22 protein-coding genes are annotated in these 20,521 nt (G+C 67.9%); 10 read left to right on the top strand and 12 right to left on the bottom strand.

Translation table 11 applies throughout. The features are described from left to right. Positions 1–308 precede the first annotated feature (308 nt). Complete coding sequence (gene fdhA / locus B2W79_RS09160; RefSeq protein WP_063248711.1) at positions 309–1,523, top strand: formaldehyde dehydrogenase, glutathione-independent; 1,215 nt, start codon at positions 309–311, stop codon at positions 1,521–1,523. A 146-nt stretch (positions 1,524–1,669) separates the two neighbouring features. On the opposite strand, the gene B2W79_RS09155 is transcribed toward fdhA, so the two are convergent. Genes B2W79_RS09155 through B2W79_RS09125 form a run of 7 tightly spaced genes read right to left on the bottom strand, consistent with a single transcriptional unit; the run spans position 1,670 to position 7,221 of the window. Continuing rightward, on the bottom strand, positions 1,670–2,716 hold the full coding sequence (locus B2W79_RS09155; protein ID WP_063248712.1) for an LLM class flavin-dependent oxidoreductase: 1,047 nt from the start codon (positions 2,714–2,716) through the stop codon (positions 1,670–1,672). Positions 2,717–2,758: 42 nt separating this feature from the next. After that, positions 2,759–2,959, bottom strand: a complete 201-nt coding sequence (locus tag B2W79_RS09150; RefSeq protein WP_119296988.1) for a 2-hydroxymuconate tautomerase — start codon at positions 2,957–2,959, stop codon at positions 2,759–2,761. Positions 2,960–2,964: 5 nt separating this feature from the next. After that, positions 2,965–4,446: an aldehyde dehydrogenase gene (locus tag B2W79_RS09145; protein WP_063248714.1), complete on the bottom strand. Its 1,482-nt coding sequence runs from the start codon at positions 4,444–4,446 to the stop codon at positions 2,965–2,967. Next, a complete protein-coding gene (locus B2W79_RS09140) occupies positions 4,443–5,291 on the bottom strand; it encodes an alpha/beta fold hydrolase (RefSeq protein WP_082834829.1) in 849 nt (282 codons plus the stop codon). Before B2W79_RS09140 ends, B2W79_RS09145 begins: the two co-directional genes overlap by 4 nt. A gap of 12 nt (positions 5,292–5,303) precedes the next feature. Continuing rightward, positions 5,304–5,855 carry an amino acid synthesis family protein gene (locus tag B2W79_RS09135; protein ID WP_063248715.1) on the bottom strand — a complete coding sequence of 184 codons (552 nt, stop codon included), beginning with the start codon at positions 5,853–5,855 and terminating at the stop codon, positions 5,304–5,306. Then, complete coding sequence (locus B2W79_RS09130; RefSeq protein WP_131248199.1) at positions 5,852–6,532, bottom strand: amino acid synthesis family protein; 681 nt, start codon at positions 6,530–6,532, stop codon at positions 5,852–5,854. The genes B2W79_RS09135 and B2W79_RS09130 overlap by 4 nt, the downstream gene beginning before the upstream one ends. Continuing rightward, positions 6,532–7,221 (bottom strand): GntR family transcriptional regulator, encoded by a 690-nt coding sequence (locus B2W79_RS09125; protein WP_131248200.1) that lies wholly within the window; start codon positions 7,219–7,221, stop codon positions 6,532–6,534. Before B2W79_RS09125 ends, B2W79_RS09130 begins: the two co-directional genes overlap by 1 nt. 116 nt (positions 7,222–7,337) lie before the next feature. Between B2W79_RS09125 and B2W79_RS09120 the strand changes: the two genes are divergently transcribed. Together B2W79_RS09120 and B2W79_RS09115 are read left to right on the top strand one after the other, a co-directional pair. Then, the gene (locus B2W79_RS09120) at positions 7,338–8,312 is read left to right on the top strand and encodes a flavin reductase (RefSeq protein WP_227007152.1); all 975 of its coding nucleotides are present in this window, start codon (positions 7,338–7,340) and stop codon (positions 8,310–8,312) included. A 77-nt stretch (positions 8,313–8,389) separates the two neighbouring features. Next, positions 8,390–10,075 (top strand): BCCT family transporter, encoded by a 1,686-nt coding sequence (locus B2W79_RS09115; RefSeq protein ID WP_063248718.1) that lies wholly within the window; start codon positions 8,390–8,392, stop codon positions 10,073–10,075. Between the two features lie 84 nt (positions 10,076–10,159). Here the strand turns inward: B2W79_RS09115 and B2W79_RS09110 are convergent, their stop codons facing one another. After that, positions 10,160–11,368, bottom strand: coding sequence for a M20 metallopeptidase family protein (locus B2W79_RS09110; protein WP_292788776.1), 1,209 nt, complete (start codon positions 11,366–11,368; stop codon positions 10,160–10,162). An 83-nt stretch (positions 11,369–11,451) separates the two neighbouring features. On the opposite strand from B2W79_RS09110, the gene B2W79_RS09105 reads away from it, so the two are divergent. From B2W79_RS09105 to B2W79_RS09075, 7 genes are all read left to right on the top strand, one after another. Next, complete coding sequence (locus B2W79_RS09105) at positions 11,452–12,018, top strand: dihydrofolate reductase family protein (protein WP_082834831.1); 567 nt, start codon at positions 11,452–11,454, stop codon at positions 12,016–12,018. Positions 12,019–12,123: 105 nt separating this feature from the next. After that, entirely contained in the window at positions 12,124–12,873 is a 750-nt protein-coding gene (locus B2W79_RS09100) for a SurA N-terminal domain-containing protein (protein WP_063248720.1), read from the top strand. Between the two features lie 272 nt (positions 12,874–13,145). Beyond that, entirely contained in the window at positions 13,146–14,519 is a 1,374-nt protein-coding gene (locus B2W79_RS09095) for an L-lactate MFS transporter (RefSeq protein WP_063248721.1), read from the top strand. A gap of 17 nt (positions 14,520–14,536) precedes the next feature. Then, positions 14,537–14,707, top strand: coding sequence for a hypothetical protein (locus B2W79_RS09090; RefSeq protein WP_156491120.1), 171 nt, complete (start codon positions 14,537–14,539; stop codon positions 14,705–14,707). A gap of 147 nt (positions 14,708–14,854) precedes the next feature. Beyond that, positions 14,855–15,274 carry a MarR family winged helix-turn-helix transcriptional regulator gene (locus tag B2W79_RS09085; RefSeq protein WP_063248722.1) on the top strand — a complete coding sequence of 140 codons (420 nt, stop codon included), beginning with the start codon at positions 14,855–14,857 and terminating at the stop codon, positions 15,272–15,274. A 31-nt stretch (positions 15,275–15,305) separates the two neighbouring features. Continuing rightward, positions 15,306–15,914 (top strand): DUF998 domain-containing protein, encoded by a 609-nt coding sequence (locus B2W79_RS09080; protein ID WP_063248723.1) that lies wholly within the window; start codon positions 15,306–15,308, stop codon positions 15,912–15,914. A 461-nt stretch (positions 15,915–16,375) separates the two neighbouring features. Continuing rightward, complete coding sequence (locus B2W79_RS09075; protein ID WP_292788767.1) at positions 16,376–16,771, top strand: TVP38/TMEM64 family protein; 396 nt, start codon at positions 16,376–16,378, stop codon at positions 16,769–16,771. 26 nt (positions 16,772–16,797) lie between these two features. Here B2W79_RS09075 and B2W79_RS09070 read toward each other — a convergent pair whose 3' ends face one another. The 4 genes from B2W79_RS09070 to B2W79_RS09055 all read right to left on the bottom strand — a co-directional run bounded on the left by B2W79_RS09070 (position 16,798) and on the right by B2W79_RS09055 (position 20,496). Then, positions 16,798–17,577, bottom strand: a complete 780-nt coding sequence (locus B2W79_RS09070; protein WP_292788765.1) for an enoyl-CoA hydratase/isomerase family protein — start codon at positions 17,575–17,577, stop codon at positions 16,798–16,800. Beyond that, positions 17,571–18,389: a 3-hydroxyacyl-CoA dehydrogenase family protein gene (locus B2W79_RS09065; protein WP_197464153.1), complete on the bottom strand. Its 819-nt coding sequence runs from the start codon at positions 18,387–18,389 to the stop codon at positions 17,571–17,573. The genes B2W79_RS09070 and B2W79_RS09065 overlap by 7 nt, the downstream gene beginning before the upstream one ends. Positions 18,390–18,463: 74 nt before the next feature. Beyond that, positions 18,464–19,210 carry an enoyl-CoA hydratase/isomerase family protein gene (locus B2W79_RS09060; RefSeq protein WP_095375298.1) on the bottom strand — a complete coding sequence of 249 codons (747 nt, stop codon included), beginning with the start codon at positions 19,208–19,210 and terminating at the stop codon, positions 18,464–18,466. 119 nt (positions 19,211–19,329) lie between these two features. Further along, a complete protein-coding gene (locus tag B2W79_RS09055) occupies positions 19,330–20,496 on the bottom strand; it encodes a thiolase family protein (protein ID WP_131248203.1) in 1,167 nt (388 codons plus the stop codon). Between the last annotated feature and the right edge of the window lie 25 nt (positions 20,497–20,521).

Raw genomic sequence — 20,521 nt, 5'->3', positions numbered from 1 at the left:
GCGACCGCCTCGGCGCTTCGACTCGGTCAACCGACATATACGCGGTTAGCAGACCGCGTTTTTGTCGGTTGACCGCGTCGGTGGCTGTGGCGGCACCGTGAGGCGGGCTGAGACGCCGGGTCTCCGCCCTCGGTATGCCCTTCCGGACCTCCACGGGTTCGATTAACGTGGCAAGCGATGGGGTGTTGACAAACTCTTCCCCGCGCAACGAGACTGACACCACGTCTGATACAAGACTGATATTTCAGGAGGCCGATCGGCTCTCCCGCCGATCGCCTCAGCGATTCCGTCCGAACGGAGGCTCAAGGATGAGCAACAAGGCAGTCAGCTACGCAGGTCCCGGCAAGGTCGAGGTCATCGACACCGAATACCCCGAGTTCGTCCTCAAGGACGGTCCGGGCGTCAACCCCGCCAACGTCGGCCGGAAGGTCGATCACGGCGTCATCCTCAAGACGGTCGCGACGAACATCTGCGGCTCCGACCAGCACATGGTCCGCGGTCGCACGACCGCTCCCGAGGGGCTCGTCCTCGGGCACGAGATCACCGGCGAGGTCGTCGAGGTCGGCAGGGACGTCGAGTTCGTCAAGGTCGGGGATCTCGTCTCGGTGCCGTTCAACATCTCGTGCGGTCGGTGCCGCAACTGCAAGGAGGGCAAGACGGGCATCTGCCTCAACGTCAATCCCGACCGCCCGGGCTCGGCGTACGGCTACGTCGACATGGGCGGCTGGGTCGGCGGCCAGGCCGAGTACGTGCTCGTGCCCTACGCCGACTGGAACGTCCTCAAGTTCCCCGACAAAGACCAGGCGATGGAGAAGATCCTCGACCTCACGATGCTCTCGGACATCTTCCCCACCGGGTTCCACGGTGCCGTCGGCGCCGGCGTGCAGGTGGGGTCGACGGTCTACGTCGCCGGTGCCGGTCCCGTCGGACTCGCCGCAGCCACCTCGGCGCTGCTCCTCGGTGCCGCCGTCGTCATCGTCGGCGACCTCAACGAGGACCGGCTCGCGCAGGCGCGCAGCTTCGGCTGCGAGACGGTCGATGTCTCGAAGGGCGACCCGAAGGATCAGATCGAGCAGATCCTCGGCACCCCGGAGGTCGACTGCGGCATCGACGCCGTCGGCTTCGAGGCCCGCGGACACGGCAAGGACGCGAGCCATGAGGCGCCGGCGACCGTGCTCAACTCGCTCATGGAGATCACGCGCGCCGGCGGCAGCCTCGGCATCCCCGGGCTCTACGTCACCGGCGATCCGGGTGCCGTCGACGAGGCGGCGAAGGAAGGGTCGCTGTCGATGCGCTTCGGTCTCGGCTTCGCGAAGTCCCACGTCTTCGTCACCGGCCAGTGCCCGGTGATGAAGTACAACCGCGGCCTCATGCAGGCGATCCTCCACGACAAGGTCTCGATCGCGAAGAACGTCAACGCGACCGCGATCGGCCTCGACGAGGCGCCCCAGGGCTATGCGGACTTCGACTCGGGGGTGGCGAAGAAGTTCGTCCTCGACCCCCACGGGCTCATCCGCGCCTGAGCCCCCGACCATCGACACCGACACTTCGCGCCGAGACCGACACTTCCACCCGTCGGTCTCGGTGCGAAGCGTCGGTCTCGGTGCAGCAGCGGCGAGCGCCCTGACCCCTCAGCGCCCGACGCGTCGACGGCGAAGGCGCAGTCGACTCACCGGAACTGCGGGACGACCTCGTCGATGAAGAGCTGCAGCGACGCCTTCTTCTCCTCGTGGGTGAGCGCATTGTCCGACCAGAAGCTGTACTCGTCGTAGCCGAGGTCGGCGTAGTGCCGGATGCGCTCGGTCACCTCGGCGGGAGTCCCGATCATCGCTGACTGGTGCAGCGACTCGAGGGAGAACTCCGGGCGGTCGGCGAACTTCTCCTCGGGCGTCGGGTCGAGGAACCCGTCGACCGGATCCTTCTTCCCGAACGCCCATGCGGAGAAGGTGCGGTAGTACTTGTTGATGCCCGCAGCTCCGACCTTCCAGCCCTCGGGGTCCTCGGGAGAATGGACGTAGGTGTGGCGGAGCACCATGATCTCCGGGCGCTTCTCGACTTCAGGGTGCGCGGCGAGCGCGGTCTCGAACTTGTTCATGAGGTCCTCGACCTCGCGATCGTCCTTCATCAGCGGTGTGACCTGGACGTTGCAGCCGTTGGCCACGGCGAAGTCGTGGGTCTCCGGACTGCGGGCGGCGAGCCAGATCGGCGGCGTCGGCGTCTGCACGGGCTTCGGCACGGCCGTCGAGACGGGGAACTGCCAGTGCTCGCCGTCATGGGCGTAGTCGCCCTGGAGGAGCGCACGCATGGCCGGGACGAGTTCGCGCAGATACTCGCCGCCGTCGGCTGCGGGCATTCCCCCGGCCATCCGGTCGAACTCGAACTGATACGCGCCGCGGGCGATGCCGACCTCGGCCCGGCCGCCGCTGATGACGTCGAGGAGGGCGACCTCTCCGGCCGCGCGCAGCGGATGCCAGAACGGGGCGATGATCGTGCCCGATCCGAGCCTGATCGTCGACGTCTGCGCGGCGAGGGCGGCGAGCTGGGGCATCGGGCTCGGCGAGGAGACGTACTCCATCGAATGGTGCTCGCCGATCCAGACGGTGCCGAATCCGCCGGCCTCGGCCATCTTGACGAGTTCGACGAGGTTCTGCCAGTGCTGTTCGGGGCTGATCGAATCGTCCCAGCGTTCCATGTGGAGGAAGAGCGAGAAGCGCATCGTTGGTCCTTTCCACCCGGAGCCTCGACTCCGGGACAGTGCTCAGTGGGTGGTGTCTTCGCGTTCGGCGATCGTGGTGTTCGTCCGCGACCAGAGTTCCTTCTCGACCTCGCGGACGATCACAGTGATGTTCTCGTCGGCGGCGCCGGTGGTCGTCGCTGCGACCTCATGGACTCCGGCGATGAGCGCGCGCAGCTGCTCGGGTGTGCGTCCCTTGGCGATGGAAATGTCGATGAGCGGCAATGTCCTCACCTCCCGAGGACGAACGGGTCGGCGACGGGCCCTTCGTCGGTGTTGATCCAGATGCTCTTGAGGCGGGTGTACTCGTGCATCGACTCGATTCCGTGCTCGATGCCGACGCCGGAGTTCTTGAACCCCTGGCGCGGGGACATCGGCGACATCGCCCGATACATGTTGATCCAGATGGTGCCGGCCTCGAGCCGCTGGGACATGCGCATGCTGCGGGCGAGGTTCGTCGTCCACACGCCGGCCGCCAGTCCGTACTCGGTGTCGTTGGCGAGTTCGAGCACCTCCTCCTCGGTGTCGAAGGGCATGACGGCAGCCACCGGTCCGAAGATCTCCTCCTGGGTGATGCGCATGTCGTTCGTCGTGTCGGTGAGCACGGTGGGCTGGAAGAAGTAGCCGGGCAGGTCGACCTCGGGCCGGCCTCCCCCGTAGGCGATGCGACCGCCCTCTGCGACGCCGATGCCGACGTACTCGCTCACCTTGTCCAGCTGCGCTTGGAAGGCGAGCGGACCGAGTTCGGTCTCCTCGGCCATCGGGTCGCCGATGACGATGGAGGCGGCTCGGGCCGTGACCTTCTCGAGCAGCTCGTCGTAGATTCCCCGCTGGGCGAACACCCGGGAGCCCGCGATGCACGTCTGGCCGGCGGCGGCGAAGATGCCGGCGATGACGCCCATGGCCGCATTCGACACGTCTGCGTCGTCGAAGACGATGTTCGGGCTCTTGCCTCCCAGCTCGAGTGTCGATCCGATGAATCGTCCGGTCGCCGAGGCGGCGATCGCCGATCCCGTCCGCGTCGACCCCGTGAACGAGATCTTCGCGAGCTTCGGCGAGTCGACGAGGGCCTGTCCCGCCTCGGCGCCGAGACCGGTGACGACGTTGACGACTCCGGCGGGGAAGCCGGCCTCGTAAGCGAGTTCGGCCAGCCGCAGGATCGTCCTCGACGTGTACTCGCTCGGCTTGATGACGGCGGTGTTGCCGGCGGCGAGGGCGGGCGCGAGCTTCGAGAGCGTCAGCGTCATCGGAGAGTTCCACGGCGTGATGAGGCCGACGACGCCGAGCGCCTCCCGCTGGGTGAAGTTGATGACCTCGGGCGAGTTCGTCGGGATCTGCGACCCCTGGACCTTGTCCGCGAGACCCCCGTAGTAGTAGAGGTATTCGGGCAGGCCCGCGAGCTGCCCGACCATCTCCCGCAGCAGCTTGCCGTTGTCCTGGCTTTCGAGCCGCGCGAGTTCGTCGGCGTTCTCGCCGATGAGGTCGCCGAACCTGCGCAGGAGGTGCCCGCGCTGGGTGGGCGTCGTCCGCTGCCATCCGCGGGAGGCGAACGCCGCGGCGGCGGCTTCGACGGCCCTGGTCACGTCGGCTTCGGTGCCGCGTGCGAATTCGTAGAGCGTCTCCAGCGTGGCGGGGTTCGTGCTGGTGAGATAACCTCCGTCGCTCGGGGCGCTGTGCTCCCCCGCGATGAAGTGGTCGAGTCTGGTCGTCATTCCGCGCTCCTCTCGGTCGGATCGGTCTCGGTCGGTGTGCTGCCGGGCTCGGCGGGAACAGCGTCCGTGTCGTCGTTGTCTGCGGTGATCCCGTCACCGGCGGTTCCGTGTCTCGCCTTGTCGATGAGGGCGCCGAGGCGGTCGACGAGTTCGTGAGGATGCGTCACCGGCAACATGTGCCGGGCGCCGGGGACGATGACGACCTCGGTGCCCGCGATCCTGTCTCTCAGTCGGAAGCTCATCTCCGGTGTCGACCCGGGATCGAGCTCACCGGTGATCGCAAGAGTGGGGACGGCGATGCCCGAGAGCTCCGGTTCGATGTCGCGGTCTCCGGTGGCGAAGACCGTGTAGGCATGGCCGTAGGACTCCGGATCGTTGCGCAGCAGCACCGCTCGGGTCTCCGCGCGCCACTCCTCGGAGTCGGCGTCCTCTTCGGCGGGGAACCACCGGTCGAGGGCGCGCTCCATGCTGCCGGCGAAGTCCTCACGCGCTCCGACCAGCCGCTGCCGGACCGCGTCCGACTCCTCCTCGGTGCGTGCGCACACGGAGCTCACGCACGTGAGGCTCCGGACCCGCCCGGGCTGGGTCACGGCCAGCTTCTGCGCGATGAGCGCGCCGAGCGAGAATCCGACGAGGTGAATGGGCCCGGGCGGCAGACGGAGGGCGACGTCAGCGGCCATCTCCGCCAGCGTCGTCGGTGCCGTCAGCGGCGGCTGAGCGCCGTGGCCGGGCAGGTCGAGCGCCATGGTCCTCCGGCCGAGGAGAGCCTCGACGCGCGCCCACACGGTCCGGTCGAGCCCCACCCCGTGGAGCAGGGCGACGGGGACGTCATCGTCTTCCCGCATGGTCTCTGCGCCCTACTTGTCCGCCGACAGCGGCGCGAGCCTCTGCTGCGGCCGACCACCGGTCGATCCGGCGAGGGCGACGACTATCTCGTCGGCGTGCGGTGCGTCGGAGATCCGCCATTCGAAGGTCTGGTGGTGCGAGCGGATCGTCGCATCGGTGAAGTGCTTGAGCGGGATGTCGAAGATCGCTCCCGCCTCCGCGCGCTTCTCGACGGCGGGCAGGAGGGTGCTCGCCGAGGCGGCATCCCGGAAGTGATTGCCGAACTTGAGCGTGTGGATGAGTGCCGAACCGTGTTCGACCTCGCCTCCGAGCCCGACGATCGCCGCCTTCCCGTAGGCTTCGAGCTCACCACCGAGGGTCTCCATGACGCGGGGTGCAAGCGTGGCGCCGAGGTCGCTCGCCGTCGCGTCGATCCCGGGTCCGAGGTCGTCGACGAATCCCTGTCCGTACCAGGGGTTCTCGATGACCGCGGCGACCGCGGCGACGCGGATTGGCGGGTCGACCGGACGGCCGCCTTCGGTGAGGATGTCTTCGGTGATCGTCGTGATCTTGCGGATCTTCATGCGATGAGTCCTTTCAGGATGTCGGTGGTCACGGCGCCGTCGGTGCGACGGTCGCCGATGCGCGCGAACGGCCGGGGGCCGCTCGACGCTGCGGCGATGATGCAGATCTCGTCCGCGTGGGGGGCGTCGGGGAGGCGGACCTCGATGGACTGGTAATGGTCACGCGACGTCGCGTGGGTCTTGTGCCACATGGGAACCCGGATGCTCGCCGAGGCGGCCGCCCGACCGTCGGCGAAGCAGAGCACCGAGGTGCCGTCGAGCATCTCCCGCATGATGTTGCCGAAGTACGGGGTGTGGATGAGGGCGCCGGCATGTTCGAGCTCTCCTGCCGTGCCGACGACCGCGGCCTTGCCGAAGGCCTCGACCCGGTCGGGGGCGCCGAGTGCCAGGAGGAGGCGGTCGGTGAGGACCTTCCCAAGGACGGGGGCGAGCTTCTCGGTCGCCGGGCCGAGGTCCTCGTCGGGACCGGTGCCCGTCCACGGATTGCTGACGACGGCGACCGCTGCGGCCTGGATGAGCGGGGCATCGAGCTCGGTGCCGGCCTCGGAGAGGATCTCATCGCGGTGGAGGGTGAGCGAGCGGACGCCCAACCGGCGCGCCAGCTCCTCGAAGCTCTGCGGCAGACCCTCATCCGTCGCCGAGTCTGCGGCGACGCCGATCATGGACTCCGCGCTCATCAGCCCTCCTCCTGGTCGGCGAGCTCGTGCGTCTCGGTCAGGGAGAGCAGTGCGGCCCGACTCGAGGCGCTCACGTGCTCGCGCATCGCGATCTCGGCACCGAACCAGTCCTTGTTCTCGATCGCTTCGATCACCGCGTGGTGTTCGCCGACCGATTCGCGCAGACGTCCGGGACGCTGCACGGCGCTGATGACGATCCGGTGGTAGGCGAGCTGATGCATGAGACGCTCATAGGTTTCGACGAGTTTGAGGTTGTCGGCTCCGCGCACCAGCGTCCAGTGGAATTCGTGGACGAGCCGAGCGTAGGTGTCGGCGTCGCCGGCAAGCGCCGCGGCATCGGAGGCGTCGGCGTTGTCCTTGAGTATCGCCAGCTCCGGAATCGCCCCGCGCCGGGCGAAGAGATTCGCCGCCAGGCCCTCGAGTGACTCCTTGAGCTGGAACATCTCGATGATCTCCCTGCGCTGCGGACGTCGGAGGAAGGTCCCCACCCGCGGTCGGATCTCGACGAGGCCCTCGTACTCGAGCTGCTTGAACGCCTCTCTGATCGGCGTGCGGCTGACCCCGAAGGACTCCGCGAGGCTGGACTCGGGGATCATGTCGCCCGGTGCGTAGCCGTCGCCGAGGATGAGCGAGCGGACCCGGTCGAGGAACGACTCGCTGGATTGAGCGTCGCTGGAAATCTGTTGCATACAAGAAAATTACTTGCATACATGATGGGATGTCAACAGTGCCGCGAAAGCATTGATTTTATCGACTTCATTCAATCTGTTGACGAATGCATCCGTCTCATTCTATCGTCTCTGGTATGCAAGAAGCACAGGACCTCACCCACAGCAGTGTGAAGCAGACCATCATCGACGCCTGGCATGCCGTCTGGGACTCCGACGACATCGACGCCTTCGACGCCCTCGTCACCGATGACTACGTGCGCGTCTCGACGAACTCCGGTCACGAGAAGGACGCGGAGGCCATCAAGCAGGAAATCAGGGAGATCCGCTCGGCATTCCCGGATCTCACGACGACGATCGACCACATCCTCATCGAAGGCAGCGAAGCGGCTGTCTACTGGCATTCGGTCGGCACCTTCACCGAGCCGCTCAACGACGTCCCCCCGACGGGACAGACCGTGACGACGCACGGATCGAACCTCATCACGCTCGACGGGTCGCGCATCAGCCGCGAGCAGGTCACGTGGGACGCCCACGAGCTGCTCGCCGACCTCGGACTCAAATCGCTGTCCTCGGCATTCGAGGCCGCTCCGGACGACGTCGTCACCGACGACCTCTCGGGCCGCCCGTCCGCTGACTCGCTCAAAGCCTTCAACCGTCAGTTCATCACCGGCGTCACCGTGGTCACCACCACCGACGAGGACGGGAAGCCGCGCGGTCTGGCGGTGAATTCGTACAACTCGGTCTCCCTCGATCCCCCGCTCGTCCTCGTCTGCGTGCAGAAGACCTCCTCGACCTACCCCGCTCTCTTCCGCTCCACCCACATGGGCATCAACATCATGAGCAGGAACCAGCGGGAGACCATCGGGGTGTTCGCGTCGAAGGCGCCGGACAAGTTCGCCAGTCTCGACTGGCGCCCTGCGGCGAACGGGTCACCGCTCATCGACGGCTCCGCGGCGTCGATCGAAGTCGAGATCAAGGAGCGCTTCCAGGCGCTCACCCACACGGTCTTCATCGGCAGGGTCCGCAGTGCCGAGGCCACCGACGATGCACCGATGATCTACAAGGCCGGAAAGTTCTTCGACAGCGAGGACCTCCGGTCGCTGGGATGACCGTGAGGGGAGGACCCCACCGAAGCACCTGCACCAGATTCATTCAGAACTGATTCACAAGGAAGTGGAGTTCTCCCATGAAACACGAATCCGACCGCAGCGACGGGGATGACCACGAGGCGCAGCGAGACCACCGGCATGCGCAGCTCCCCGGTCGCGGCATGGAATTCGGAGACGGCATCTCGCCGGCGATGGCCGAGGCGAATGCCCTGCGCAGTCGGCCGGGGGCGGTGTTCTGGATCTCGATCGCCGGCGTCGCGGCGTTCACGCTCTGGGGCGTGATCGCGCCTGAGGGCATGGCGTCGACGATGACGACGGCGATGGACGCGGTCGCCGCAAACGTCGGCTGGTCCTACCTCATCGTCACCCTCGGCTGCATCGGCCTGCTCATCTACCTCGGGTTCGGCCGCTATGGTCGGGTCCGCCTCGGCGCCGAGGACGACCGCCCCGAGTTCAGCACATGGGCCTGGCTGGCGATGATCCTCTCCGCCGTCATGGGCATCGGCCTCATCAGCTACGGCGTGGCGGAGCCGATCTCCCACTTCACCACCCCACCCCATGATCTCGCAGCACCCGGCAGCACCGAGGCGGCCGTCGTCGCCCTCCAGTACTCGTATTTCGACTGGGGACCGCACGCGTGGGCGGTGTTCGGGGTGTTCGGTCTCGCGATCGCCTATTCGACTCACAAGCGCGGCAACACCGGGCTCATCTCTCCGATGCTCCGGCCGATCTTCGGCAAGGCGATGGACGGATGGCTGGGCAAGCTCGTCGACATCATGGCCGTCGTCGCGACGCTCTTCGGAACCACGACGTCACTCGGTCTCGGCGCCTCGCAGATCGCCGAAGGGCTCAATCGTGTGCTCGGGATCCCGAACGAGCTCTTCGTCCAGATCGTCATCATCCTCGGCATCACCGTGATCTTCACTCTCTCCGCCCTCTCGGGCGTCAACCGGGGCATCAAGTTCCTCAGCCAGACGACTGCCGTACTCTCGATCTTCCTCGGCCTCTTCGTCCTCATCGCGGGGCCCACCGGCTTCATCGGCAACCTCTTCTTCCGCGCCACCGGCCAGTACCTCGGCGAGTTCTTCACCACGAGCCTGCTCACCCCGCTGACCTCCGATGCGGTCGGCTGGTACCAGTACTGGACCTACTTCATGATGGCGTGGTGGCTGAGCTGGGGTGCGTTCGTCGGAGTCTTCCTCGCGAAGATCTCCAAGGGGCGGACCGTGCGCGAATTCGTCCTCGGCGTCATGGGCGTGCCCAGTCTCGTCTTCTTCGCCTGGTTCACGGTCTTCGGCGGGACGGCGATCAAGATCGACATGGACGGCACCGGTGCGATCGGCAAGGCTGCCGCCGAGGACGTCAACTCCGCATTCTTCGAGACCCTGGGCAACCTTCCGCTCACCGGTCTGACGTCGGTCATCGCGATCATCCTCGTCGTCCTCTACTTCGTCTCCGGCGCGGACGCGAACACGTTCGTCCTCAGCATGCTCACCTCGCGGGGCACCCTCGAACCGAGTCGCTGGGTGCTCACCGTGTGGGGTGTGCTCACCGGTACGACGGCGATGGTACTCTTCTTCGCCGGCGGTCTCGCGGCACTCCAGCAGGCTGCGATGCTCTCGGCACTGCCCTTCGCCGTCATCGTCGCCCTCCTCGGGATCTGCATCGTCAAGACCCTGCACGAGGATCACGACATGGATGCCTTCCGCACGGTGCGGCGCAAGGACCTGCCGCCGAGCCTCACCACCGCCGACGACAGCTGAGTCCCCGGCCACCGAGACCGACACTTCGCGCCGAGACCGACACTTCCACCCGTCGGTCTCGGTGCGAAGTGTCGGTCTCGGTGCTCAGTCGGTCGTCTCCCCCGCCTCGTCGAGGAGCCGCGCGTACGCAAGGTGGGCGAGCGCTGCCGCCTGGTCGCCGAGGAGGCCGTCGTCGAACTGCACGCGCGGCGAATGGTTCGTCTCGGCGTCCGGGTCGATGCCCTCGGGTGTGGCACCGAGGAAGACGAAGGCACCGGGCACCCTCTCGAGCACGAAGGAGAAGTCCTCGGACCCCATCCGCGGATGCTCGAGGGTGGCGACGTTCTCCTCCCCGAAGAGTCCGCGCAGGCGCTGGGTGACCAGGGCCGCCTCGGCGGGGTCGTTGACCGTGACCGGGAACCCGACCTCGAAGTCCACCGAGGCGGTGCACCGGTGGGCCCGCGCGATGCCCTCGGCGATCTCGCCGACCCGCTCCTGAAGCAAGGCCAGCGATGCGGTGGAGAGGAAGCGGATCGACGCGGCGAGCGACGCATCGTCGGGGATGACGTTCGTCGCCTGCGCGCCCTGCAGCTGAGTGACGGTGACGACGACGGGGTCGAAGATGTCGAACGACCGGGTCGTCATCGTGTTGAGGGCGAGCGCGAGCTCAGCGACCGCGGGCACCGGGTCCCGCGTCGACTGCGGCTGCGAACTGTGCCCGCCGGCCCCGTGGATGGTGACGTGGAGGTCGGCGAACCCGGCCATGAGCGGACCGCCCCTCGTCGTGAACCGGCCGCGCACATCGGCCTCGACGTGGATGCCGTAGGCGGCGACGACCGGCACTCCCGCCGCCTCGAGGACGCCCTCGGCGATCATCGGCTCGGCGCCGCCGTCGCTCTCCTCCGCGGGCTGGAACATGAAGATCACCGAGCCGGGCAGCTCATCGCGGTGTACGGCGAGCAGTCGGGCCGCCCCGACGAGGCCGGCCGTGTGGAGGTCGTGCCCGCATGCGTGCATGTTCCCGTTCGTCGACGCGAAGTCGAGCCCGGTCTCCTCGGTCACCGGCAGCGCATCCATGTCCCCACGCAGCAGCACCGCGGGTCCCGGGCGTCCGCCCCGCAGGACCGCCACCACCGAGGTGAGCGAATCCCCCGTGCTCACGTCGAGTCCCAGCCCCGCGAGGGCCTCGAGCACCTGAGCCTGCGTGAAGGGCAGATCGGTGCCGAGTTCGGGGTTCGCGTGGAGGGTGCGGCGGAGGGTGACGAGGTCGGGGAGGATGGACTGCGCAGCGCTGCGGAGATCAGGGATCGACATGCCTCCGATCCTAGTTCGGCCCTCGCCCTCTTCGCCGCTTCGGCGTAGCGTGGACGCCGAGCGAACCGACGAAGGAGTCAGCAGTGCGCATCATCATCACGCAGAACGTCACCCTCGACGGCCGGGTCGAGATGCTCGACGACTGGTTCGACCCGCAGGCCCAGGACGATGAGCTCCTCGCCGAGGTGAGGAGCCAGACCGCCCGCGAACAGCTCCTCCTGCTCGGTCGGCAGACGTTCGAGGACTTCCGCAGCTACTGGCCGGGGAAGAACGATGACACGACGGGCATCTCCGCGCAGATGGACAAGGTCGACAAATGGGTGTTCTCCTCGACCATGACCGATCCCCAGTGGGAGAACTCGCGGGTGATGAGCACCGACCCCCGCCTCGTCGTCGCGGGACTGCGCGATCAGCCGGGCCTCGACGCGATCCTCACCGGCAGCATCACGCTCGCCCACGAGCTCATCACCGCCGGCCTCGTCGATGAGTACCGGATGTTCACCTATCCCGTCTGGCAGGGCCGAGGTCGCGGTTTCTTCCCCGACGGGCACCGGCAGCCTCCGCTCACCCTGCTCGATTCGAAGGCGTTCGGCAATGGCGTCGTCTACTCGGCGTACACTCCCGCCGGCGAGGTCCCGACGAGCCTGTGAGCGTCGCGCCCGGGCCGTCCACCCGCCGTCCACCCGCCGGGCGCACAGCTCGCAATGATCCGCGCCTGTTAGCCTGGCAGGCTGAATCGACACACAGGAGTGATTGTGCCAAAGACCAAATGGTGGGTCGGACTCGCCGTGTCCCTCTCCGTCGCAGCGCTTGCCGGGTGCGGATCCTCCGGCGAGGACTCCGGTCCGGCGGTGACTTCGCCGGCGGCCGAAGCGAGCCAGGACGGCGCGCCGAACACCGCCGACATCCCCGACGTCGTCGCCGAGGTCAACGGCGAGACGATCACGAAGGACGACTTCGTCCCCCTCTACGAGACCCAGTACCAGCAGATGATGATGCAGGCCCAGCAGGGTGGTCAGCCCGTCGACGAGGAGGGGCTGAAGAAGCAGACGGCCGAGAACCTCGTGAGCACGAAGCTGCTCAGCCAGGAAGCTGACAAGCGCGGGATCGAAGCCTCCGACGACGACGTCTCCACCGCCCTCGACGAGACCGCCCAGGCCTCCCAGATGAGCAAAGACGACTTCCTCGCGGCGATGGCGGATCAGGGCATGGACGAGAAGAAAGTCCATGAGGAGCTGCGCACCCAGCTGAAGATCGAGGACCTCATCGCCGATGAGTTCGGCGAGTTCGAGGTCACCGACGAGGAGATCGGTGCCGCCTATCAGCGGGCGAAGGATCAGCAGGAGCAGATGGCGTCCCAGTCCGGCCAGGAGGCGCAGGTCCCCTCGCTCGACGAGATGCGCCCGCAGCTCGAAGAGCAGGTCAAGGGTGAGAAGTCGACCGAGGCGACCCAGAAGTTCGCGGGCGAACTGCGTGACAAGGGAGACGTCACGATCAATCTCTGATCTGCGGATTCCGTGCCCACAAGCTCACCTGAAATCATTCAGGGCAGTGATGCCCACTCCCACGCGGATCTCACCTGTAGTGGATCATTCAACCACCCGCCTCGGCGGGGATGACACGCGCGATCCTGAGGAATTTCCCCATGGATCTCGCAATATCCATGTGAGGCCTCTAGTCTGTATGGGATGAACGCGGTTCCCACCGGACCGCATTGGCACACCGCTTCCCCTCGCCGTCGTCGACGACCCGGGAAGCACAGACGAAAAGGGTCCCCATGGCTTCCGTACTCTCTCGGTCAGCGATCGTCGCGCCGAAGGACTTCAACCGATGGCTGATGCCGCCGGCGGCATTGGCGATCCACCTGTGCATCGGCCAGGTCTACGCCTTCAGCGTCTTCAAGAATCCCTTCATGGCGCACTTCGATGCGGGTGAGATCTCGATCGGCTGGATCTTCTCGATCTCGATCCTCATGCTCGGCATCTCCTCGGCGATCTTCGGCACATGGGTCGAGAAGGCCGGGCCCCGCGCCTCGATGGTCGCCGCCGGCACCTGCTGGGTCGCAGGCTTCCTCATCTCCGCCCTCGGGATCATGACCGGGCAGCTGTGGCTCGTCTACTTCGGCTACGGCTTCATCGGCGGCATCGGACTCGGCATCGGCTACATCTCGCCGGTCTCGACCCTGATGAAGTGGTTCCCCGACCGTCCGGGCCTGGCCACGGGCCTGGCGATCATGGGCTTCGGCGGCGGAGCGCTCATCGCGAGCCCCCTGTCGAACCAGCTCATGTCCTTCTACGGCGGCGGCAGCGAACCGGAGAACCTCGTCGCCGGTCTCACCCCGACGTTCCTCACCCTCGGCATCATCTACGCCGTCGTCATCGCCGCCGGCGCCTACGTCATCCGCGTCCCGCACCCGGACTGGAAGCCCGAGGGCTTCGACCCGTCGACGATCAAGGCCAAGCCGATGCAGACGACCGGCAACGTCTCGGCGAAGAACGCCGTGCGCACCCGCCAGTTCTGGCTGCTGTGGATCGTCCTCTTCCTCAACGTCACCGCCGGCATCGGCATCCTCGAGAACGCCGCCCCGATGATCCAGGCCTACTTCGGCATCACGGCCGCAGCCGCCGCCGGATTCGTCGGCCTGCTCTCGATCGGCAACATGGCCGGCCGTTTCGTGTGGTCGACGACGTCGGACTACCTCGGCCGGAAGAACAACTACATGATCTACCTCGGCGGCGGAGCCATCCTCTACCTCGTCGTCGCACTCTTCGGCGGCGGGTCGATCGTCCTCTTCGTCGCAGCGACGCTCCTCATCATCTCGTTCTACGGCGGCGGCTTCGCGACGATCCCCGCCTACCTCAAGGACCTCTTCGGCGTCTTCCAGGTCGGCGCGATCCACGGCCGCCTGCTCACCGCATGGTCGGCAGCAGGTGTCGCCGGTCCGCTCATCGTCAACTCTGTCGTCGAGGCCGGGGAGAAGGCCGGCAAGACCGGACCCGAGCTCTACACCCCGGGCATGTTCATCATGGTCGGCGCCCTGGCCATCGGCTTCGTCGCGAACCTGCTCGTCACCCCGGTCAAGGACAAGTACCTCGAACCCACGACCGCCGAGGCGACCCCGAAGTCCGCATCGACGGCTGAGACCGACTGAAGGAAGGAGGAGAAGACATGAGCAGCTCCGAGACCTGGTCGTCGGTTCCCGCCACCGGCTCCCCGCAGTCGCCCGTCGGCGGCGCCTACAAAGTCATCGGCTCCGCACTCACCGTGGTCGTCGTCGGCGGCCTCGCGTGGGGCCTCACCCTGACCGTGATCAAAGCCGTGGCGATCTTCACCGGCTGAACGTCGCCGACCGGCCCCTCCCCCGCCGAGGCGGCCGGACGACGGCCCCGCCCCGGACCCTCCGTCCGGGCCGGGGCCGTCGGCATGTGCGCACCCCGTCCGGGCACCCTCTTGCCACCCATTAACTTAAGTGCTTAACTTAGTGTCATGGACCTCGCCTTCGAACTCCACGACCTCGTGCGCACCCTCGACCGGTGGGCCGAGCGGATCCTCGCGCCGGAGGGCCTGAGCTACAACCAGTACGTCGCCCTGGTCATCCTCGGCCAGCACCCGGGAATCACCGGACGCACCCTGGCCCGGTCCCTCGGCGTCACCGAGGCGGCCGGCAGCGGCATCGTCAAGGCCCTGCTCAGCGCGGGGTACGTCGACAACCGGGCCGCGGCCGGTTCGGGGAACCGACGCGAACTCCACCTCACCTCGGCGGGTGAGGAGAAGGCCGAGCAGTGCGGACGCCTCCTCGGGAGCTCACTCGACGACAACGCCCGCACGATCGGCCTCGACCCGCAGGCCCTCGCCCAGACGATCCGCGACCTCCACGACGAAGTCCGCACCGTCCGCAACCCGTAACCCCTCTCGCACCTCTCCTCCAGGAGCTCTCATGGCAGTGACCTTCGCCCTTCTCGCCCTCGTCCTCGGACTCGCCCGGCTCGGTGTCTTCGTCGCCCTCCACCTCGTGCCCAGCGACTACTCGATCGTCTCCCATGCCGTCAGCGACTACGCGGTCGGACCGACGCGGAGGCTGAGTTCGATCATGACCTGGCTGACCGCAGGATTCTGGGCACTCCTCGCCGGAGCGGTGATCACAGGCGTCCCCGACTGGTCGGATGCCACGGGCATCACGATCGCCCTGCTCGTCCTCGCGGGGATCTTCGTCGCCCTCCCCTTCGCGCCGACCGATCTCGAGGGTGCGAAGACGACGCTCGTCGGCCGCCTCCACTACCTCTTCGCGATCGCCTGGTTCGCCCTCACCTACGCGTGCATGGGCAACTTCACCCGTCTCTTCACCGCCGAGGGCCCCGCGTGGCTCGCCTCGACGCTGGCCGTCATCGGGTGGATCGCCGCGATCTCGCTGGCCGTGAGCGTCCTCGTCCTCGTCGTCTCGAGGCTGAGGCCGAAGGTCTTCGGCATCTCCGAGCGGATCTTCATCCTCTCGGTGAGCCTCTTCTACATCGGCGTCGCCGCCGGACTGATGATGCTCAGCGCCTGAGACAGCCAGCTCCGCCCCGCTCACCCCGGTCCACCTTCCGCCCCGAGCCCGCCCGGGCCCCTCCGACGTCCTTGAGGCGTACACTCGATCCGTGCCGACGACGAACCCCAAGACCCCTCCCCGCAGACGCGGACGTCTCGCGTGGGGGTCGATCGTGCGCAACGCGGCCCTCGCCGTCGTCGTCCTCGCCGGACTCTGGCTCGTGGTCAACGTCCACCTGCCAACTCCCCGCGTGCTCCAGGATGAGATCGCCGAGGCGGGCGCGTGGGGCTTCGCCGTCTTCGTCGCCCTCGCCACGGTGGTCGCGGCCACCCCGATCCCGGTGACGATCGTCGCCGTCGCCGGTGGGCTCGCGTTCGGTCTGCCGCTGGGAACCCTGCTCACGCTCATCGGCATCGTCCTCGGAGGGTATGCCGGGTACTGGATCGCCCGGCGGCCTCGGCCGTCCGACCGCGAGGAAGATGCTCGGCTCCCACGCCGAGGCGGTCGAAACCCAACTCCACGGCGGCGGCTTCTACGCGGTGTGCACACTCCGCCTCCTGCCGGGTCTGCCGTACTGGCCGGTCAACTACGGCAGCGGCGCCTTCGGGATCGACAATCGCACGTTTCTCACGGCCACGACGATCTCCTCGCTGCCCGGCCTTTTCGCCCTCGTCGGCATCGGGGCCTTCATCGGCGACCCGAGCATTGCCAACGCTATCGCCGTCGGCGTCGCCTGGGTCCTCGTCGGCACCCTGACGATCCTCGCATTCCGTCGCTGGCGAGCGACGACCCGGGAACCTGCGGCCCAGAACGGCATCGACGAGCGCGACAACCGAGGGAATCCGGGACCCGTCACCGAGGCGGCCGACGGCTGAGGGTATCAGAACGCCCGGCCAGCGCCCTACCCGAAGTTCGGCTTGCGCCGCTCCTGGAAGGCCCGGAAGCCCTCGGCGTAGTCGGGGGTGCGCCGCGCCGTCTCCTGGAGGTGCGCTTCGGCGTCGAGCACCTCGGCGAACGAGGGCCGTTCGTCGGCGAGCCTCTGGACGAAGCCCTTCTCCATCGCATACGCCTCGGCGGGGCCGGTGACGATCCGGTCAAGCTTCGCCTCGACGAAGTCGGCGAGCTCGGTCGCGGGGACCGCACGGGAGACGATCCCCGTCGCAGCCGCCTCGGCACCGGACATGAAGTCACCGGTGACGATGAGGTCCATCGTCCGGTGGTAGCCGACCCGGTCGAGGAAGACGTGGTGGGCGCCGGAGTCGAGCATCGCCCCGATCGCGGCGAACGGCGAGCCGAACTTCGCGTCCTCGGCGGCGTAGATGATGTCGGCGGCCGCGGCGACCCCGAAGCCGAGCCCGAGGGCCGCCCCCTGGACCTGGGCGACGACGGGGATGGAGAGGCCGCGGATGGCCTGGACGATCGGGGTGAACACCTCGGCGAGGAACGCATACGCGTCGTCGGTCTCGACGTCGACGGCGGAGATGTCGCGACCCGAGCAGAACACCTTCCCCTCACCGCGGATGAGGAGGACGCGGACGTCCGGCACCGCCTCGGCGACCGTCGACACCGCCTCGGCGAGGGCACGGAGGCTGTCGGCATCGAGGGCGTTGCGGGACTCGGGGCCGTCGAGGACGATCTCGGCGACCGGGCCGCGGGTGGCCAGGCGGATCTCCGTCACCATTCGTAGAACCCCTTGCCCGTCTTGCGGCCGAGTTCGCCGGCGGCGACCTTGTCGCGGAGCAGCTGGGGTGGAGCGAAGCGGGGACCGAGTTCGCGTTCGAGGTGCTCGGCGATGCCGAGGCGGACGTCGAGGCCGACGATATCGGTCGTCTTCAGCGGTCCGGCCGGGTGCCGGTAGCCGAGCGTCATCGCGGTGTCGATGTCCTCGGCGCTGGCCACACCCTCTTCGACCATGCGCATCGCCTCGAGGGCGAGCGCGACGCCGAGGCGCGAGGACGCGAACCCGGGCGAATCGGTGACCGTGATCGGGGTCTTGCCGAGACCGGCCACCCAGTTCGTCGCGGCAGTGACGAGGTCGGGCGAGGTGCGGGAGCCGACGACGATCTCGACGAGGTCGGAGACCGGGACGGGGTTGAAGAAGTGGAGGCCGATGAGGGCCTGCGGGCGGGGCAGGACGGAGGCGAGCTCGTCGATCGAGAGTGAACTCGTGTTCGTCCCGATGCTCGCCGCGGGGGCGAACTTCGCGATGTCGGCGAGGACCCGCTGCTTGAGGGCGACGTCCTCGGGGACGGCTTCGACGACGAGCAGCGCCTGGTCGAGCAGGGTCGGGTCGCGGACGACCTCGACCCGGCCGGGGACCTCAAGGCCTTTCGCTCGGGACTTCTCGATCGAGGCCTCGACCCGCTCCCGGGCCGCGGCCGCGGTCTCCTCGGTGTTCTCGATGACGATGACGCGGGCGCCGGCGCTCGCGAACGCATGGGCGATGCCCGCCCCCATCCGGCCGCCGCCGTAGACGCCGACGGTGTCAGGCACGTAGGCCCTGTTCTCGGTTGCCGGACGCGCCTCGTCGGTCGCGCCGGGGGCCGCCTGTGACTGGTTCTGCTCGCTCACTCGTGACCGGCCTCTCTCTTCTCCTGCTGCTTCTTCTCACGCCGCTTCTCCTCGCGCCGGGCGAGGAAGGCGTCCATCCGGGCGAACTTCTCGTCGGTCTCGAAGAGCACCGCCTGGGCGACGTTGTCGATGAGGGGGTGCGCCTCGCGGGGGGCGTGGAACGCCGACTTCGTCAGCCGCACGGCCAGGGGCGCGAAGCTCGCGATCCGGTCGGCGAGCGCCTCACCGGCGGCTTCGAGTTCCTCGGGGTCGACGACGTCGTTGAGGAGGCCGATGCTGCGGGCCTCATCGGCCTGGAGCGTGCGTCCGGCGAGGAGGATCTCCTTGGCCCGGGGCTCTCCGACGAGTTCGCGCAGACGCCAGGCGGCACCGGCAGCGGCGAGGATGCCGAGACCGGGTTCGGGGTTGCCGATCTTCGTCGCCGGTGTCCCGATGCGGAAGTCGCACGCGAACGCGAGTTCCGCTCCCCCGCCGAGGGCGTAGCCGTCGATGAGGCCGATGACAGGCATCGGCAGGTCGAGGATGCGGCTGAAGATCTTCGAGTTGATGCCGGCGAGCGCATCGTCGCGGCGGCGCTCGCGCAGCTGCCCGATGTCGGCTCCGGCGGCGAAGGTCCCTCCGGTGCCGGTGAGGATCGCGACCTGCGGGTGCGCCTCGAGTTCGGCACACACCTCGTGGAGGGCCTCGACCATTGTCAGGTCGATCGCATTGCGCACCTCGGGGCGGTTGAGCCGGATGACCATCCGGTCCTCCCGACGTTCGACGAGCAGTGGGGAGGCGTCGTCGGCCGCGGAGGCGTCACTCGCGGCGGTGCCGCTCGCTGAGGCGTTCCCGGTTCCGTCGCCCTGCGACGCAGCCGTGCTCACGGGCGTTCCAGGAGGACGGCCGAACCCTGACCCACGCCGACGCACATCGTCGCGAGCCCCCGCTGGTCCTCGCCCTGCTCCATGCGGTTGAGCAGGGTGAGCGTGATGCGGGTGCCCGAGGCGCCGAGCGGGTGGCCGAGCGCGATCGCCCCGCCGAACTGGTTGACGATGTCCGGGTTGAGCCCGAGGTCGCGGATGCAGGCGAGCGACTGCGAGGCTAAGGCCTCGTTGAGTTCGACGGCATCGAGGTCGTTCACACTCCAGCCGACCCGGGCGAGCGCCTTCTCGGTCGCGGGGACCGGGCCGATGCCCATGATCTCCGGGGGCACGCCGGCGCTCGCACCGGCGACGACGCGGGCGCGCGGATCCAGGCCGTGCTTCTCGGCGTAGCGGTCGGAGACGAGGATCGTCACGGCGGCGCCGTCGTTGAGCGACGACGAGTTGCCGGCGGTGATGACGCTGCCCTCGCCATGGAGGGCCCGCAGCTTCGCGAGCTTCTCCGGGGTCGTGTCCGGGCGTGGACCTTCGTCCTTGCTCACATCGCCGATGGGAAGGATCTCGGGGTCGAACTTCCCCTCGTCCTGCGCGGCGAGCGCCCGCTGGTGGGAGGCGAAGGCGAAGTCGTCGAGCTCCTCGCGGGTGAGGTTCCATCGCTTCGCGACGTTCTCGGCGGTCTCCGGCATCGAGTAGGTGACGTTCTCCCCGAACTGCGGGTTGGGGAAGCGCCAGCCGATCGACGTGTCGAAGGACTTCCCGGGCTTGGCCCAGGCCTTCGAGGGCTTCTCGACCACCCAGGGCGCGCGGGTCATCGACTCGACGCCGCCGGCGACGACGACGTCGGCGTCTCCCGCGGCGATCATCGCCCGGCCCTGGATGATCGAGGTCAGTCCCGAGGCGCACAGCCGGTTGACGGTGAAGCCGGGGATCGAGTCGGGCAGGCCGGCGAGGAGGACGGCCATGCGGGCGACGTTGCGGTTGTCCTCCCCGGCCTGGTTCGCCGCCCCCATGATCACCTCGTCGATGTCGGCGGGGTCGATCCCGGTGCGGTCGACGACGGCTTTCAGCGTCGTCGCGAGGAGGTCGTCGGGCCGCTGGTCGGCGAGTGCGCCTCCGTAGCGGCCGATGGGCGTGCGCAGTCCGTCAAGGATGAATGCCTCGGGCATGGTGCTCCTTCAAGTCGGTTCAGAC

The sequence above is a fragment of the Microbacterium sp. UBA7513 genome (assembly GCF_002478345.1).
In the GTDB taxonomy this organism is placed as follows: domain Bacteria; phylum Actinomycetota; class Actinomycetes; order Actinomycetales; family Microbacteriaceae; genus Microbacterium.
The sequence above is the reverse complement of the archived record's forward strand: the minus strand, read 5'-3'. Positions and strand labels throughout refer to the sequence as shown.